Annotated in this window: 14 protein-coding genes and 1 pseudogene; 10 read left to right on the top strand and 5 right to left on the bottom strand. The window is 60.1% G+C overall.

What is annotated here, in order from left to right; translation table 11 throughout:
- The first annotated feature begins 24 nt into the window (after window positions 1–24).
- The 3 genes from ACSSVY_RS16550 (at window position 25) to ACSSVY_RS16540 (ending at window position 3,945) form a co-directional block, all read left to right on the top strand.
- A complete protein-coding gene (locus ACSSVY_RS16550) occupies window positions 25–507 on the top strand; it encodes an RNA pyrophosphohydrolase (protein WP_454270676.1) in 483 nt (160 codons plus the stop codon).
- Window positions 504–989 carry a hypothetical protein gene (locus ACSSVY_RS16545; RefSeq protein WP_454270675.1) on the top strand — a complete coding sequence of 162 codons (486 nt, stop codon included), beginning with the start codon at window positions 504–506 and terminating at the stop codon, window positions 987–989. Before ACSSVY_RS16550 ends, ACSSVY_RS16545 begins: the two co-directional genes overlap by 4 nt.
- A 73-nt stretch (window positions 990–1,062) precedes the next feature.
- Window positions 1,063–3,945 carry an error-prone DNA polymerase gene (locus ACSSVY_RS16540; RefSeq protein ID WP_454270674.1) on the top strand — a complete coding sequence of 961 codons (2,883 nt, stop codon included), beginning with the start codon at window positions 1,063–1,065 and terminating at the stop codon, window positions 3,943–3,945.
- 89 nt (window positions 3,946–4,034) lie between these two features.
- On the opposite strand, the gene ACSSVY_RS16535 is transcribed toward ACSSVY_RS16540, so the two are convergent.
- Window positions 4,035–4,523, bottom strand: a complete 489-nt coding sequence (locus tag ACSSVY_RS16535) for a redoxin family protein (protein WP_454270673.1) — start codon at window positions 4,521–4,523, stop codon at window positions 4,035–4,037.
- A 90-nt stretch (window positions 4,524–4,613) separates the two neighbouring features.
- Here ACSSVY_RS16535 and ACSSVY_RS16530 point away from each other — a divergent pair, with 90 nt between their 5' ends.
- The 3 genes from ACSSVY_RS16530 (at window position 4,614) to ACSSVY_RS16520 (ending at window position 6,764) form a co-directional block, all read left to right on the top strand.
- Window positions 4,614–5,819, top strand: coding sequence for an NAD(P)/FAD-dependent oxidoreductase (locus ACSSVY_RS16530; protein WP_454270672.1), 1,206 nt, complete (start codon window positions 4,614–4,616; stop codon window positions 5,817–5,819).
- Window positions 5,816–6,382, top strand: a complete 567-nt coding sequence (rsmD, locus tag ACSSVY_RS16525; protein ID WP_454270671.1) for a 16S rRNA (guanine(966)-N(2))-methyltransferase RsmD — start codon at window positions 5,816–5,818, stop codon at window positions 6,380–6,382. Before ACSSVY_RS16530 ends, rsmD begins: the two co-directional genes overlap by 4 nt.
- A 109-nt stretch (window positions 6,383–6,491) precedes the next feature.
- Window positions 6,492–6,764, top strand: coding sequence for a hypothetical protein (locus tag ACSSVY_RS16520; protein WP_454270670.1), 273 nt, complete (start codon window positions 6,492–6,494; stop codon window positions 6,762–6,764).
- Between the two features lie 9 nt (window positions 6,765–6,773).
- Here ACSSVY_RS16520 and ACSSVY_RS16515 read toward each other — a convergent pair whose 3' ends face one another.
- From ACSSVY_RS16515 to ACSSVY_RS16505, 3 genes are all read right to left on the bottom strand, one after another.
- Window positions 6,774–7,790, bottom strand: coding sequence for a glycosyltransferase family 10 domain-containing protein (locus ACSSVY_RS16515; protein ID WP_454270669.1), 1,017 nt, complete (start codon window positions 7,788–7,790; stop codon window positions 6,774–6,776).
- A 96-nt stretch (window positions 7,791–7,886) separates the two neighbouring features.
- Complete coding sequence (locus tag ACSSVY_RS16510; RefSeq protein ID WP_454270668.1) at window positions 7,887–8,621, bottom strand: sulfotransferase domain-containing protein; 735 nt, start codon at window positions 8,619–8,621, stop codon at window positions 7,887–7,889.
- A 208-nt stretch (window positions 8,622–8,829) separates the two neighbouring features.
- Window positions 8,830–9,381 (bottom strand): hypothetical protein, encoded by a 552-nt coding sequence (locus tag ACSSVY_RS16505; RefSeq protein WP_454270667.1) that lies wholly within the window; start codon window positions 9,379–9,381, stop codon window positions 8,830–8,832.
- 731 nt (window positions 9,382–10,112) lie between these two features.
- On the opposite strand from ACSSVY_RS16505, the gene gmd reads away from it, so the two are divergent.
- The 4 genes from gmd (at window position 10,113) to ACSSVY_RS16485 (ending at window position 14,754) form a co-directional block, all read left to right on the top strand.
- Window positions 10,113–11,234 (top strand): GDP-mannose 4,6-dehydratase, encoded by a 1,122-nt coding sequence (gene gmd / locus ACSSVY_RS16500; protein ID WP_454270666.1) that lies wholly within the window; start codon window positions 10,113–10,115, stop codon window positions 11,232–11,234.
- A complete protein-coding gene (gene fcl / locus ACSSVY_RS16495; RefSeq protein WP_454270665.1) occupies window positions 11,231–12,208 on the top strand; it encodes a GDP-L-fucose synthase in 978 nt (325 codons plus the stop codon). The genes gmd and fcl overlap by 4 nt, the downstream gene beginning before the upstream one ends.
- 24 nt (window positions 12,209–12,232) lie before the next feature.
- Window positions 12,233–13,666, top strand: coding sequence for a mannose-1-phosphate guanylyltransferase/mannose-6-phosphate isomerase (locus tag ACSSVY_RS16490; protein WP_454270664.1), 1,434 nt, complete (start codon window positions 12,233–12,235; stop codon window positions 13,664–13,666).
- 185 nt (window positions 13,667–13,851) lie between these two features.
- Window positions 13,852–14,754, top strand: a complete 903-nt coding sequence (locus ACSSVY_RS16485) for a hypothetical protein (RefSeq protein ID WP_454270663.1) — start codon at window positions 13,852–13,854, stop codon at window positions 14,752–14,754.
- Window positions 14,755–14,945: 191 nt separating this feature from the next.
- Here the strand turns inward: ACSSVY_RS16485 and ACSSVY_RS16480 are convergent.
- Window positions 14,946–15,158 (bottom strand): annotated as a pseudogene (locus ACSSVY_RS16480) (hypothetical protein); the annotation flags it as partial.

The following is a 15,158-nucleotide window of genomic DNA, read 5'->3' as shown; positions in this document are numbered from 1 at the left end:
CAACATTCAACCAGAGGCCCGACCATGACACCCGAGGATATCGCCAAACTCCCCTATCGTCGTTGCGTGGGCGTTATGCTGGCCGATCCAGCGGGCCATGTCTTTGTCGGCCAGCGGATCGACAATGAGACGCCCGCCTGGCAGATGCCGCAGGGCGGCATTGATCCGGGCGAGACCCCACAAGACGCAGCGTTGCGCGAGTTGTGGGAGGAAACCGGCATAACCTCTGACAAGGTGCGGATCGAGGCGGAAACGCCGGGGTGGCTGACCTATGATTTGCCGCATGACATCGTGCCGCGCATCTGGAAGGGGCGGTACCGGGGGCAAGAGCAGAAATGGGTCTTGCTGCGGTTTCTGGGCTGCGACGCGGATGTGAACATCGCCACGGATCACCCGGAGTTTTCGGAATGGCGCTGGTTGCCGCCCAGTGATCTTGAGGCCAATATCGTGCCCTTCAAGCGGGCGGTCTATTCCCGCGTGCTGGACGAATTCGGAGCCTTGCTATGATCCGGGCGCTGCTTTTTGTCCTTGGCGTGGCCTTCTGTGCTCCCGCATTCGCGTTGAGTTGCCTGCCGCCGGATGTGGCACAGAGCTACATCCGCGCGGCTGAGGCGACTGAACCCTATATCGTCGTGCGCGGTCAGCTCAGCTTTGATCCGGCGCGCCTGCCCAGCACCGATATGATCCCGCAGAGAAAGCCGGCTCACACCCTGATCCCCGCGCGCCTCACCGGGCAGGCACTGACCCGCAGCGGGTTCGATCAGGCGTTTGACCGCGCCATCACGCTGGATGTGCAATGCTTTGGCCCGTGGTGCGCCTCGGCGGTGCCCGGCACCGAGTATCTTGGTTTTCTTGAGCGGCGCGATGGGGGCTATGTGCTGGCGGTTGATCCCTGCGGCGGCATGGCCCATCCAGAGCCGACACCCGCGATGCTGGACCAGGTGCTGACCTGCCTGCAAGGCGGCCCCTGCACGCCCAAACGCCCCTGAGCACTGTCTCAGGAGGGGTGGAAAACAGAACAAAACTAGAACATACTGGCTGGACCTGGGAATCAGTGCCGCCATGCCCTTTGCCGAACTTTCTGCCACGTCGAATTTCACCTTTCTCACCGGGGCGTCGCATCCGGAGGAGTATATCCGTCATGCCGCGGCGCTTGGTCTCTCGGGCGTGGCGATTGCCGATGTGAATTCGGTGGCGGGGATCGTGCGCGCCCATGCGGCGGCCCGCGAGATCACGCGCGAGGTGGCCGAACGTCAGGCGCTCGAGACGCGGCAGGGTTTGATCGGGCCGCCTGCACCCCGGTCTGCACCCCGACTTGCACCGCCTGACTGGGCCAATTGCCCGCGCCTCATCCCCGCCGCCCGGCTGGTGCTGCGCGAGGGGATCGAGATCACGGCCCTGCCCGAGAATCGCGTTGGTTGGGCCAGCCTCTGCCGCCTGATCAGCCTGGGACGACAGCGCGCACCCAAGGGCGCGTGTGATCTCGGCCTTGCGGATGTGCTGGCAGGGGCAGAGGGGCTGCATCTTTTGCTGCATCCGGACCCGGCGCGCGCGTGGGTGTCACAGGTGCGCCCTCTGGTGGCAAGGTTTGCGGATCACCTGCATCTCGTGCTCAGCCCACACTATGACGGGCGTGATCCGGCGCGGTTTGACCGGCTGGCGGAGCTGGCGGCGCGGTTGGGTCTGCCGACCATCGCCGCTGCTGCCCCGCTCATGCATCGCGGCCACCGCCGCCGTCTGGCTGATGTGCTGAGCGCGATCCGCCTTGGGGTGACGGTTGATGCCCTTGGTCGCCATGCTCTGTGCAACGCCGAGCAGCGCCTGCGCTCGGAGACCGAAATGCGTCACCTCTACCGGGGACACGAGGCGGCGGTGGAGCGCGCCTCCGACCTCGCCGCGCGGCTCGGCTTTTCGCTGGATGCGTTGCGCTATGACTATCCGAGCGAGGGGACCAATGGCGAAACCCCCAGCCAGAGGCTGCGTCGTCTTGCCCATGAGGGTCTCGATTGGCGCTATCCGGATGGTGCCTCTGACCGGGTACGCGGGATGCTTGAGCATGAGCTGACCCTCATCGCCAAACTGCGCTACGAGCCTTATTTTCTGACCGTGAATGATGTGGTGGCCTTTGCCCGGTCGCGCGGCATTCTGTGTCAGGGGCGCGGGTCGGCGGCCAATTCGGTGGTCTGCTATTGCCTTGGCGTGACCTCTGTCAGCCCCGAGATCGGCACGATGGTGTTCGAGCGGTTTGTCTCCGAGGCGCGCGACGAGCCGCCCGATATCGACGTGGATTTCGAGCATGAGCGCCGCGAGGAGGTGATCCAGTGGATCTATGAGCGCTACGGGCGGCACCGCGCCGGACTCTGCGCCACGGTAATCCATTACCGGACCAAGCGCGCCATCCGGGAGGTGGGCCGCGCAATGGGTCTGACAGAGGATATTCTGGCCGCGATGGCCTCGCAGATCTGGGGGCATGGCGGCGAGGGGGTCTTGGACCCTCTGCGCCTGCGCGAGATCGGTCTTGATCCGCGCAATCGCCGCCTTGCGATGACCTTGGGGTTGATCCGCGAGATCATCGGCTTTCCTCGCCATCTGAGCCAGCATGTTGGGGGCTTCGTCATCACCGAGGGGCGGCTGGATGAATTGGTACCCATCGAGAATGCCAGCATGGCGGAGCGCACGGTCATCTGCTGGGACAAGGACGATATCGACACGCTGGGCATTCTCAAGGTCGATGTGCTGGCGCTTGGTATGCTCACCTGTATCCGCAAGGCCTTTGACCTCTTGGTTCAGTATCGTGGCACCCGCTATTCGCTGGCCACCCTGCCGCCCGAAGATCCGGAGGTTTATACCATGCTCTGCCGCGCCGACAGTCTCGGCGTCTTTCAGGTCGAGAGCCGGGCGCAGATGAATTTCCTGCCACGCATGCGCCCGCGCACCTTTTACGATCTGGTGATTCAGGTGGCGATCATCCGCCCCGGTCCCATTCAGGGTGACATGGTGCATCCGTTCATTCGCCGCCGGAATGGCGAAGAGGCGGTCAGCTTTCCCTCCGACGATCTGGGCCGGGTGCTGGGCAAGACCCTCGGCGTGCCGCTGTTTCAGGAACAGGCGATGCAGATCGCCATCATCGGCGCGGGGTTCACCCCCGAAGAGGCGGACCGCCTGCGCCGGTCGCTCGCCACCTTCAAGAAACACGGCAATGTCAGCGAGTTTCGCAACCGCTTTCTGTGCGGCATGCGGGCCAATGGCTATGATGCGGAGTTTGCCGAGCGCTGTTTTTCCCAGATCGAGGGGTTCGGAAGCTATGGCTTTCCCGAGAGCCACGCCGCCAGTTTCGCGCATCTGGTCTATGCGAGCGCATGGATCAAATGCCATCACCCGGCGATTTTCGCCTGCGCGCTGCTGAACTCGCAGCCGATGGGGTTCTATGCCCCCGCCCAGATCGTGCGGGATGCGCGCGACCATGGCGTGACCGTGCAGCCTGTGTGCATCAATGCCTCCTACTGGGACAATACAATAGAGCCGGACCGTCAGGGTCGCTTGGCCTTGCGCCTCGGATTTCGACAGATCAAGGGCATCGCGCAGGATGAGGCAGACTGGATCGCTGCGGCGCGTGGCAACGGCTATACCGGCCCAGAGGAGGTCTGGCGCCGCGCGGGCGTGCCCTCTGCGGCGCTGACCCGGCTGGCAGAGGCGGATGCCTTTGCCGCACTTGGCCTCTCCCGCCGCGATGCGCTCTGGCAGGCGCGGGCCATGCAGGCCGACACCCCGCTACCGCTCTTTGCACAGGATATGGATGGTGAGATGATCGCGGAACCTGCGGCGCATTTGCCCCGCATGAGCCTCGGAGAGGAGGTGGTTGAGGATTATATCGCCCTGCGGCTCAGCCTGCGCAGTCATCCACTGGCGCTCTTGCGGCACATCCTGACGCCGCAAAGCGCCTGATCCGATGCCGGTGGGCCGTGTCGGGGTCGAACTGGCCCAATTCAGTGCGGAACGCGAGGGGGCTTGCCCCTCGCATCCGGTATCACGTCTTACATCGCCGCGAGCAGGGACTCGCCGGCTGTGATCTCGCAGGTGCCGGGGCTTGCCTCGGCATGCAACACTGTAACAGTGCCGTCTTCGACAACCATCGCATACCGCTTGGACCGCCCCAGAAGGCCAGCGGGGGGCGCGTCAAACTCCATGCCGATGGACTTGGTGAAGACACTTTCCGGGTCGGCCAGCATGGTCAGACCCGCCTCTGTCGCTCCGGTCGCCTCGCCCCAGGCCTTCATCACAAAGGGGTCATTCACGCTGAGACAGACGATCTCATCCACGCCCTTGGCGTCGAACTCTGCCTTGGTCCGCACAAAACTCGGGACATGTGCCGAAGAGCATGTCGGCGTATAAGCACCGGGCACGGCAAAGATCACGACTTTGCGGCCAGCGGTGAGGCTCTTGAGATTTACACCTTCGGGGCCTTTTTCACCCATGCGCAGCAGGGTCGCATCGGGCAGTTTGTCGCCAGTGGAAAGGGTCATGGTCGTTCCTTGTCTATCAGGTGGTTTCGAGATGGATGTAGGTATAGGCGGATGATAGGCAAGTGACCACGGGAAAGTCAGGAGAACGAGATGACAGGGGTTGTGGTGATCGGGGCCGGACAGGCAGGCGCGTCGCTGGTGGCAAAGCTGCGCAATGAGAACTACGAGGGTTCAGTCACGCTGATCGGCGAAGAGCCGGCCCCCCCCTATCAACGCCCGCCCCTGTCCAAGAAATACCTTTTGGGCGAAATGGCTCTGGAGCGGCTCTATCTGCGCCCCGAGAGCTATTATGCAGAGGCCGGGATTGATCTGCGCCTCGATACCCGTGTGACCGCGATCGACCGGGCCGCCCAGGAGGTGGTGATGGATCAAGAGCGTCTGCCCTATACGCATCTTGTGCTGGCCACCGGATCGGTGCCACGTCGCCTGCCTGCGGCGATTGGCGGCGATTTGGACGGCGTGCATGTGGTGCGCACGCTGGCGGATGTCGATGCCATGGCGCCGGGATTTCAGCAGGGGGCGAGGGTACTCATCGTCGGCGGCGGTTATATCGGGCTCGAGGCGGCGGCGGTGGCGGCGTCGCGTGGCCTGCAGGTGGTGTTGGTCGAGATGGCAGAGCGGATATTGCAACGGGTGGCGGCCAAGGAAACCTCGGATTACTTCCGCGCCCTGCATCGCCGACACGGGGTCGATATCCGTGAGGGCGTCGGTCTGGAGCGGCTCTTGGGGGATGAACAGGTGCGCGGTGCGCGGCTGACCGATGGGACCGATCTGGCCATCGATATGGTCATCGTCGGCGTGGGCATCGTGCCGGATACCACTCTGGCCCAAGCCGCAGGGCTGGCGCTCGACAACGGAATCGCCGTGGATGCCCAGGGGCGCACCTCCGATCCGGCGATCTGGGCAGTGGGCGATTGTGCCTCCTTTCCGCATCAGGCGGATCGTCTGCGCCTTGAGAGCGTGCCGAATGCCATCGACATGGCCGAATGTGTGGCGGGCAATATCATGGGGGCGCAGACGCCCTATGTGCCCAAACCGTGGTTCTGGTCGGATCAATACGATGTCAAACTGCAAATCGCCGGGCTCAGCACCGGCTATGACCGGATCGTGACCCGCGACGGGGGCGAGGCCGTGTCATTCTGGTATTACAAGGGGGATCACCTCTTGGCCGTGGACGCCATGAACGACCCACGCGCCTATATGGTAGGCAAGCGGCTGATTGATGCGGGCAAATCCGCCGACCCCGTCCTCGTGGCGGATGCGGGCACCGATCTGAAGCCGCTGCTGAAACCGTGAGGATCATTGGCGGCACGCATCGCGGGCGAGCGCTCGCCAGTCTCGGCAAGGGGGATGTGGCAGCCCATCTGCGTCCCACCTCCGACCGGGTGCGCGAGAGCCTCTTCAACGTCTTGGCGGGTGGCTACGGCGATCCCGTCACAGGCGTCCGGGTGCTCGACATCTTCGCCGGTACCGGCGCGCTCGGGCTCGAGGCGCTGTCGCGTGGCGCAGAGGCGGTCAGCTTCATCGAAAGCGGGCGCAAGGCGCTGTCGCTGCTCCGGCAGAATATCGGGCTCTGCCGGGCAGAGGGAGAGACGCGGATTTTCCCCTTGGATGCCCGCAAACCCGGCAAGAATCCCGGCCCCCCGCATGACCTGGTCTTTCTCGATCCGCCCTATGCCAAGGGCTTGGGAGAAGAGGCGCTGACGGCGGCCTGCGCGGGGGGATGGATCGCCAAGGGTGCGCTGATCCTCTGGGAGGAAAGCGCCGCAATCACCCCTCCAGACGGAGTGCGCTTGCTGGAAGAGCGGCGCTATGGCGACACGATGATCCGGTTTCTGGGCTATGGGATCACAGAGTAACCGGCGGCCAATCTCGCCCTCTGCGACCCGCATGACCCACCCGTGATCATGCCAATGGACAGCCACTTGTGCCGCGGGCTAAAGTCGGGCGTGACGGACAGGAGAGGGCATGCACAAAACGACCGAAGATGTGGCGCAGTCCGCTCACGCCACCCCCAATGAGCGCCTGTTGCTCGCGCAATTGCATCAGGTCCAGCGCGCGCTCGAGGCGCAATATGCCGCCCGCCACAAGCAGGAGGCGGATGTCGCGGCTTATGCCACACGCCTCGAAACGCTCGAACTGCAATTGGCCGATGCTCAGGCGCAGCTCACGGCGATCCTCACCTCGCGCAGTTGGCGACTGACCACGCCGCTGCGCCGCCTGCTCGAACGTCTCAGATAGGCGCGACCCTTAGACAAGAGCCGCAAGGTTGCGCGTCAGCGCCTGCGCCAAACGGTCATATTCCGCACGCAAGATTGACGGTGCGTTGAACAGGCCCGACATCCGCGCCTGCGCCTCGCAATAGGCAGAGAGATCCGCCGTGTCGGCGCGGTAGCCGCTGACCCGCGCCGCCGCATCCTCCGGCGTCATGCCGTGCAGATCGAAAAAGGCCCCCTCCGGCACCAGCTCCCGGATCCTGTGGTCCGGCCCGGCCACATAGAGCGGCATCGCACCGATCGCGAGGCTGTCGAACACCTTTTCCGTGATGTAGCAGCGATGATAGGTGTTCTCGACGGCCGAGAGCACGGCGCAGCGACCGTTGAGATCGAGATATTTCTCCAGATGCCAGTCGGGCAGGGTCTGCCTGCGCGGCAGCGTGTTCCACCCCGCCCCCATGCGCAGCACCCTGCCGTCATTGCAGCCCAGTGCCAGACGGGTCCGCCACCGCCCCAGACCAGTCAGCCCCGCCTCTGGATAGGCCACATCGAACCGCGGCTCATTGCGATATTCCGCGACAAACGCCAGATCCCACTCTGCGGCCGCAAACCGCCGCGCCCAGTCCCCGGCCGAGAGCCGGGCATTGTCCTTGAACCAACAGGCAAAGCGGGTCGCATAGGCGTAATCTGTCAGCAGGAAATAGGGAATCCGCTCAAACGCATAAATGTCTGACGTGACATGGTTGAGAAACACGAACGGCAAAGACCCCAATGCGGTCTCGACGCTCTGCTCGCGCGTCAGAGGGTCGTCAGCCCAGACACTGTCCCAGAATGGCTCTTCCGAGAGCAGAACCAGGCGCTGACCCACCCCCATCCGTGCCCCCAGCGTTTCGGCATATCGGCTCAGATCCTTGCTATGGGCCAAGAGGATGATATCGGCCTCGTCAAAGGCCTCGCAGACCTGAACCGTCGCCGCAACGGCCTCGCGGATCGGCGCATAGGCCAGGGGCTGGCGGTGCGCATACTCCCCGAAGGCATGAACCTTGATCATCAACCCCACCCCTCCGGCTCCCGATAGCCTGAGCCTAGCCATACCGATCCGGGCTGTGAGGATCAACGCCGGAGGGCGCTGAATGCAGAGTGTCGCCTAGGCGGCGTAACCAAAGGTACCCAACAGATCGCCAAACTTGGCGTTCATCGCCGCAATGGTGTCCGGTTGCAACTTGCGCAGATGGTCTCCGGGTTTCACCTGCCGCTTGTGCCGGTTGGCATCCTCATTCGGCACGTTGAAATTTATAAAGCGCTTGATCTGCTCTCGCAGCGCCGGGGTTATGTCCTGATCGACAAAGGTTGCGACATCGTTCAGCCATTTTGGCGTATCTTCGACCATATCCTCGTACTTCAACAACAGAAAGTCTCCATGAACATCCACGATCTCTTGGAGTATCTTTAGCCGCTCGACGTATCCAGAGACGGCAGCCAATGCATAGTCGTCGATCTTGGTTTCCGCAGCCTTGCTGCGTTGCTCCAAAAAGGCTTTCTTTTTCTCAGGATCATCTGGAAGTCTGTGGCTTGCGGCCATTGAAAAATAAGAGGACGTGATGCAATCGCGCGGGTCTCTGACTTGTAAAATCAGGCGCATGTCTTTGAGGATATCCATCTTGTGAGCGCCCGGCGAGCGTGCCATGCCGTAATATGTGCCCTCAAGGGACATTTTACTCTGATAGTCCACGTAGATTTGCGCTTCTGGCAGGGGTGATCCCAAGACCTGCTTGGATATCTCATCTACGGCGTAGCCCTTCTCCTTCAAGAACTCGACAAAGATGTAATTGGCAACTGTGCTGCCCGCTTTGTGCATGGAAAGGGCCATGATGCTTTTCATGTATCTACTCCGGGTTGCCATTCTCTTCATTAATCTCGCTGGAACGGGATGAACCATATGGAAACTTGTGTAAAGCAGTTTGCGGTTGGAATGAGGAACTACGACTAGGCATACTCCTTTCTCAGCGCCCTCACTATCAATCTGAAATTGTTAGCAAGTTCAAACTTCTATTCTCATAAGAACAAACATAACGGGCCCAGTCGACGCACTATCCGGGCAATGCGTCTGGGTGCAATTCACGCACCTTCTTAAGAATGTACGTTGCATGATCTCTCAAAGGCTTCTTTATTTTGTCATCTACAACCGGAATATTCGCCAAATCCTTTAACCGCGCTCTGCTAGCATCAATTGCCTCTTCTCGAACGTCTGACATTAGTCCGGACTGCAAAAGGAGGTCACTGTATTTTTTCATTTCAGATTCAACGAACTGCGTGTCGTTGTACACGTTATGAAAGGCGAGTGGCATATAGTTCTTGAACTCTTCGGCCCCACGGTTTTCCATCGCCGTATTCACGAAGTAACGCCGCATTGGTCCCGGAACTGCCTCGGTTGAAAATTGCAATAGGACGTCATTCAGCGCTTCCGCAAGTGAAGGAGGAATAGACACGTTAACGTCGCCAGAATACTTCGCAATTTGTTCGACCTCAATTAATCTCTTGCCTGCTACCGCCTCACAAAAACGGGTTGCGAGATGCGGTGCCTCGATTGGACAAAGCGTTACCGGTGCAAAAGTCTGTAAGCTTTCAATAGTTCGCGCCATTATATCGCTTCGGTCTGTGTGTCGGACCTTACTCGGTGGGCGATATAGCCACCCGCTCCAACAATAGGCTGATAGCGTCATCGGCACCGGCATTCTTACCGTCAAAACTATATGACTGATCTCAAATCGACGCGACAAGGCTTCAAGCATGTACGTATATCGACTCAGTGCTTCGGACGACATGAAGTAGGTTCTATTTACCTCAAGACCTAACTGCTCAAGGTTCGCTAGAGAGCCCTCTTGATCGTACATTATTTCTGTCGCGGGCGCGCCATTCGACCACAACTTAATCCCTCGACCAATCCAGACAACGTCCAAAGACCTAGCGATCTTGTGACCATCCACACAAAATAATCTTTGCAAGCTGGATGTGGCACATTTCGGTAGGCCAGCGTGTAGGATTATTCTCGGACGTTCGGTCATCTTCGAGTTCCCTTCCGAATTCAATCCGTCAGAACCTCGCAAATTCGTGTGTCTGCCGCAACGCGAAAAATCCGCATCGAGCGCGGCAATTTCTGGTCGTGACGGAGGGCATCAGGGGGGTCGGCTTCTCCGGGCACGGTCCTTGGCGCGGATGGTACGCAACTCTTGTAAGGAATCCACGTACACAACGTACGAACCTTAAGGTGTCCAATCCCGCCGCATTGGGCGCTTGATGTGGCCTGCTCTATATGCTGTAAGGTCCCTGTCCAAAGCAGGTTTGGTTGTCTGGAAAGCGGAGAGATGACGGGATGAAGAGAGCGCTCATCACCGGAGTGACGGGTCAGGATGGCTCCTATCTGGCAGAGTTTTTGCTGGAAAAAGGCTACGAAGTCCACGGCATCAAACGCCGCGCCTCCCTGTTTAACACCCAGCGTCTGGACCATATCTATCAGGATCCGCATGTTGGGAACGGTAATTTTCGCTTACATTACGGTGACTTGACAGATAGTTCCAACCTGACCCGCATCCTGAGCGAGGTGCAGCCAGACGAGGTTTACAACCTCGGCGCGCAGAGCCATGTCGCGGTCAGCTTCGAGGCACCCGAGTATACAGCGGATGTGGATGCCATGGGCGCTTTGCGCTTGTTGGAAGCAATCCGATTTCTGGGGCTCGAGCAAAAAACGCGGTTCTATCAAGCGTCAACCTCGGAACTTTACGGGTTAGTGCAAGAGATTCCACAACGTGAGACAACCCCATTCCACCCGCGCAGCCCCTATGCGGTGGCCAAGATGTATGCCTATTGGATTACGGTCAATTACCGTGAAGCCTATGGCATCTATGCCTGCAACGGCATCCTCTTCAACCACGAGAGCCCCCGGCGCGGCGAGACCTTTGTGACCCGCAAGATTACCCGTGGATTGGCAAATATAGCGCAGGGCCTCGAGGATTGTCTATATATGGGCAATATCGACAGTTTGCGCGATTGGGGCCATGCCAAGGATTACGTGCGTATGCAGTGGATGATGCTGCAACAAGAGGCGCCAGACGACTTCGTGATCGCGACGGGCGTGCAATATTCGGTGCGCGAGTTCATCATCTGGAGTGCGCGGGAATTGGGCATTGAACTCGAGTTTACCGGTGAGGGCGTGACCGAGACCGCCACTGTCACGGCGATAACAGGTGCTATGGCCCCAGCGATCAAACCGGGCGATGTGATCATGCGGATCGACCCGCGCTATTTCCGACCGGCAGAGGTCGAAACGCTGCTTGGCGACCCAAGCAAAGCCAAGGAAAAACTGGGCTGGGTGCCCGAAATCACCGCACAACAAATGTGTGCCGAAATGGTAGCGGAGGATCTGAGGACCGCACGACGGCATGCGCTCTTGAAAGAGCATGGCATGGACCTTCCGGTCAGCTTCGAGAACGGATGAGCGCCATGCGTGTCTATGTGGCAGGGCATAGGGGCATGGTGGGCGGCGCGATCCTGAGGCGCCTCAAGCTGCGGCAGGAGACGGGAGAAGACCTGACCCTAGTGACCGCCACCCATGCCGAATTGGACCTGACCAATCAGGCGGCAGTGCAGAATTTCATGCAAAGGGAACGCCCAGATGTGGTGGTTCTGGCGGCTGCTCGGGTTGGCGGGATTCATGCCAACAACAGTTATCCGGCGGATTTTATCTATGACAACCTGATGATCGAATGCAACGTGATCCATCAGGCCTTTGCCGCCGGGGTGCGACGGCTGTTGCAGCTCGGATCGAGCTGCATTTACCCCAAGGCGGTGCCGCAGCCGATGCGCGAGGATGCGCTCTTGACAGGCGTGCTCGAACCCACCAACGAGCCCTATGCCATCGCCAAGATCGCGGGCATCAAGCTCTGTGAGAGCTACAATCGCCAGCATGGCACCGATTACCGCTCGGTCATGCCCACCAATCTTTATGGTCCGGGCGATAATTTTCATCCCGAGAATAGCCATGTCCTGCCTGCCCTCATCCGCCGCTTTCATGAGGCGACGCAAGAGAGGCGCGAGGAGGTCACGATCTGGGGATCAGGCAAGCCGATGCGAGAGTTGCTGCATGTCGATGACATGGCTGAGGCCGCGCTTTTCGTGCTGGACCTCGACAAGCCGACCTATGACGCCAACACGGAGCCGATGCTGAGCCATATCAACGTGGGAACCGGCAGCGATGTGAGCATCTTGGAACTGGCGCAGATGGTGGCGCGCGTCACGGGTTATCAGGGCCGGATCGTCACTGACCCGAGCAAACCGGATGGAACGATGCGCAAACTGATGGATGTCAGCCGTCTGGCACAGATGGGCTGGCGGGCACGGATAGGGCTGGAAGCGGGACTCACAGACACTTATCATTGGTTTCTGGAGCATCAGGGTGATTTTCGCGGTTGACGCGGATTAAGGGAGGTTTTGACCATGCCACAGGATATTTACCCGCTCTTGCTCTGCGGCGGTTCTGGCACCCGGCTCTGGCCCTTGTCTCGCAAGAGCTATCCCAAGCAATTCACCAAGCTGACCGGCGAAGAGAGCTTGTTTCAGGCCTCGGCTCGGCGGCTATCGGGGGCGGGTTTTGCCGCGCCGATGGTCATAACAGCCTCGGACTACCGTTTTGTGGTGTTGGAGCAACTGGCCGGTGTCGAAATCGCGGCTGCCACCACGCTGATTGAGCCGGAGGGGCGCAATACTGCACCTGCTGTTCTGGCAGGAGCGCTGGAACTGCACGCGCGCGCGCCCGGAGCGCTTATGCTGGTGGCACCGTCGGATCACGTCATCCCCGATGCCGAGGCCTTTCGCGCGGCTGTGTTGGCGGCAGTTCCGGCGGCGGAAGCGGGGCAGCTTGTGACCTTTGGCATCCGTCCGGAGCGCGCCGAGACGGGCTATGGCTGGCTGGCCCTGTCAAGTGCGCCGGGGGCGGCCTTTGCGCCTGTGCCGCAACCTTTGCAGGGTTTTGTTGAAAAGCCGGATACGGTCACTGCGCAAAAGCTGCTTTCAGGGGGGATGCATCTCTGGAATGCCGGGATTTTCCTATTCTCGACCGATGCAATTCTGGCCGCCTTTGAGACCCATCAGCCAACGCTGTTGGCGTCGGTGCAGGCATCGCTTGATGGTGCAGAAAAGGACCTCGGTTTTCTGCGTTTGGCGGCAAAGCCTTGGAGGGATTGCGCCGATATCTCGATTGACTATGCGGTCATGGAAAAGGCCGCCAATCTGACCGTGGTGCCCTATGGCGGCGGATGGTCTGATCTGGGGGGCTGGGACGCGGTCTGGCGCGAGGGCGGGCCGGACGCGGATGGCGTTGTGACCTCGGGTCCGGCAACGGCGCTCGAATGCACCGACACCCTGTTACGGGCCGAGGACGGTCAGCAGGCCTTGGTCGGGATCGGCCTGACGGATATCATTGCGGTGGCCATGCCCGATGCAGTCTTGGTCGCGCATAAGGATCGCGCGCAGGATGTGAAACGGGCTGTGGCCGCTCTCAAGGCCAAGGGTGCGGTCCAAGCGGAGATCCTACCGCGCGACTACCGCCCTTGGGGCTGGTTCGAGAGCCTCGTGGTGGGCACACGGTTTCAGGTCAAGCGCATCCATGTCCACCCCGGCGCGGCGCTCAGCCTGCAGAGCCATCATCATCGTTCGGAACATTGGATCGTGGTCGAGGGAACCGCCCGCGTCACCGTTGATGACGAGGTCAAGCTGGTGAGTGAAAACCAATCGGTCTATATCCCGCTAGGCGCCGTTCACCGTATGGAGAACCCGGGCAAGGTGCCGATGGTCCTGATCGAAGTGCAAACCGGAAGTTATCTCGGCGAGGATGACATCATAAGATATGAAGATATCTACGCGAGATCCTGATATTTTTTGATCCCTGCAATACCCAAAGGGTTAAGCCAGCCGTCGGGGTATGGGCGTCCAAGTTTCCGAGGCTTGGTATTGCTCGATCCACTGCGATTAACTATGGAACAAAGCTGTGCATATTGTGATCTTTGACTGGAACGGAATGTGGCACGGAGAAATGATGCGGCCAAGGGATATGTGATATGGGTCAGGATCTCGTGAGGCTCGTCAATCTGTCGTCGGTGACAGATCAGGATGTTCTGGGCTGGGCGGGGGCGCTGCTGCCGCGCCAAGCCATAAAACTTGTGCCGGTCGAGGATATGCCTGACCAGGACAGCAAGGTGCTCGTTCTCTATGACAGCCTTGTGCGACGCCTGACTGAATGTGCCGTACAAGTGGGCAAGCCGCTCGACGTCGAAGCCGAGATTTGGGCCGCGGAGGGGCAAAGGATCGTCGATCTGATCTCTGTCAATCCTGAGCATCGGATATGTCTTGAAACGGATGCAACGGCTGAGGCCAAGACTATCCTTGCCACCATTTTGGGCGATGTCGATACTGTGCCGTCTCTGCGCCCTTCCGCGCCTGAAATCGGATTGCCTGCGATCATTGCCCAAGCGCTTTTTCAGCAAAGCAAAGATCTGACAGAGATTCAGAGCGCGCTGGAACGGATTGGCGTGACGCAGGCGGCCCCGACCTGCCTGCAACCACAGCATCTCGTCTTGGTGCTGGATCAGGCGCGCGCGCTGCAAGAGCGTGTGAGCACGGGCGAGCGTGCCGTGTCAGAGCGCGAGCGCTGGCTGGAACTGCTGCGCAGCACCGCCTGGGAGGCCACGACACGGGCGCAGCACGCCGAGGCACGTGCGCGGGACCTGGAGGCGCGGCTGAAACGCGCCGAACAGCAGGCTCTGAGCTTGCAATCAAGCAAGATGCTGCTGACACCAGAGATTGCGCAGATCAAGAAAGACCGCGACAGCCTGCAACAACGGATCGCGGACCTCACTGAAGAAAACGCAGGTCTCCGTCACCAGATCATCGAGATTCTGACCTCGACATCCTGGCGGCTCACCTCACCCGTAAGAAAAATCCGCCAGATGGTCTCTCGCTGATACGCTGGAGGGGAGGTTTCGGACGCTTTGTGTTAAGCGTGAGAAAACAATGACACGTAGTTCAGACGTTGGGTTGGTGCAGATCATAAATGCTGTCGATGGGTCCGGGTCATCGTTAAATTGAACCCGTCTTCTGATGACCTGATCATCCTACCGACCTCAACCACTGTCAAAACCTCGATTTCAAAGGGTCATGCCAGAAGACCGTTGAGCGCCTCATGGGGTGTGAGACCATTCGCAACGAGATAATCCTGCATTGTCTGGGCCAACTTCTTGCGGTTAACGTCATAGTTGGCGATTTGCTCTGCATGTGAACGGCGGAGCAATACTCGGCCACGGTAGCGACGGCATAGTGTTGTCGCGGGCGGCGTAAAAGTCGTCCACTTTTGCCCTTTCGGATTTCG

It is taken from the genome of Roseovarius sp. MBR-51 (genome assembly GCF_053628575.1).
This window is presented reverse-complemented; position numbering and strand designations above follow the sequence as displayed.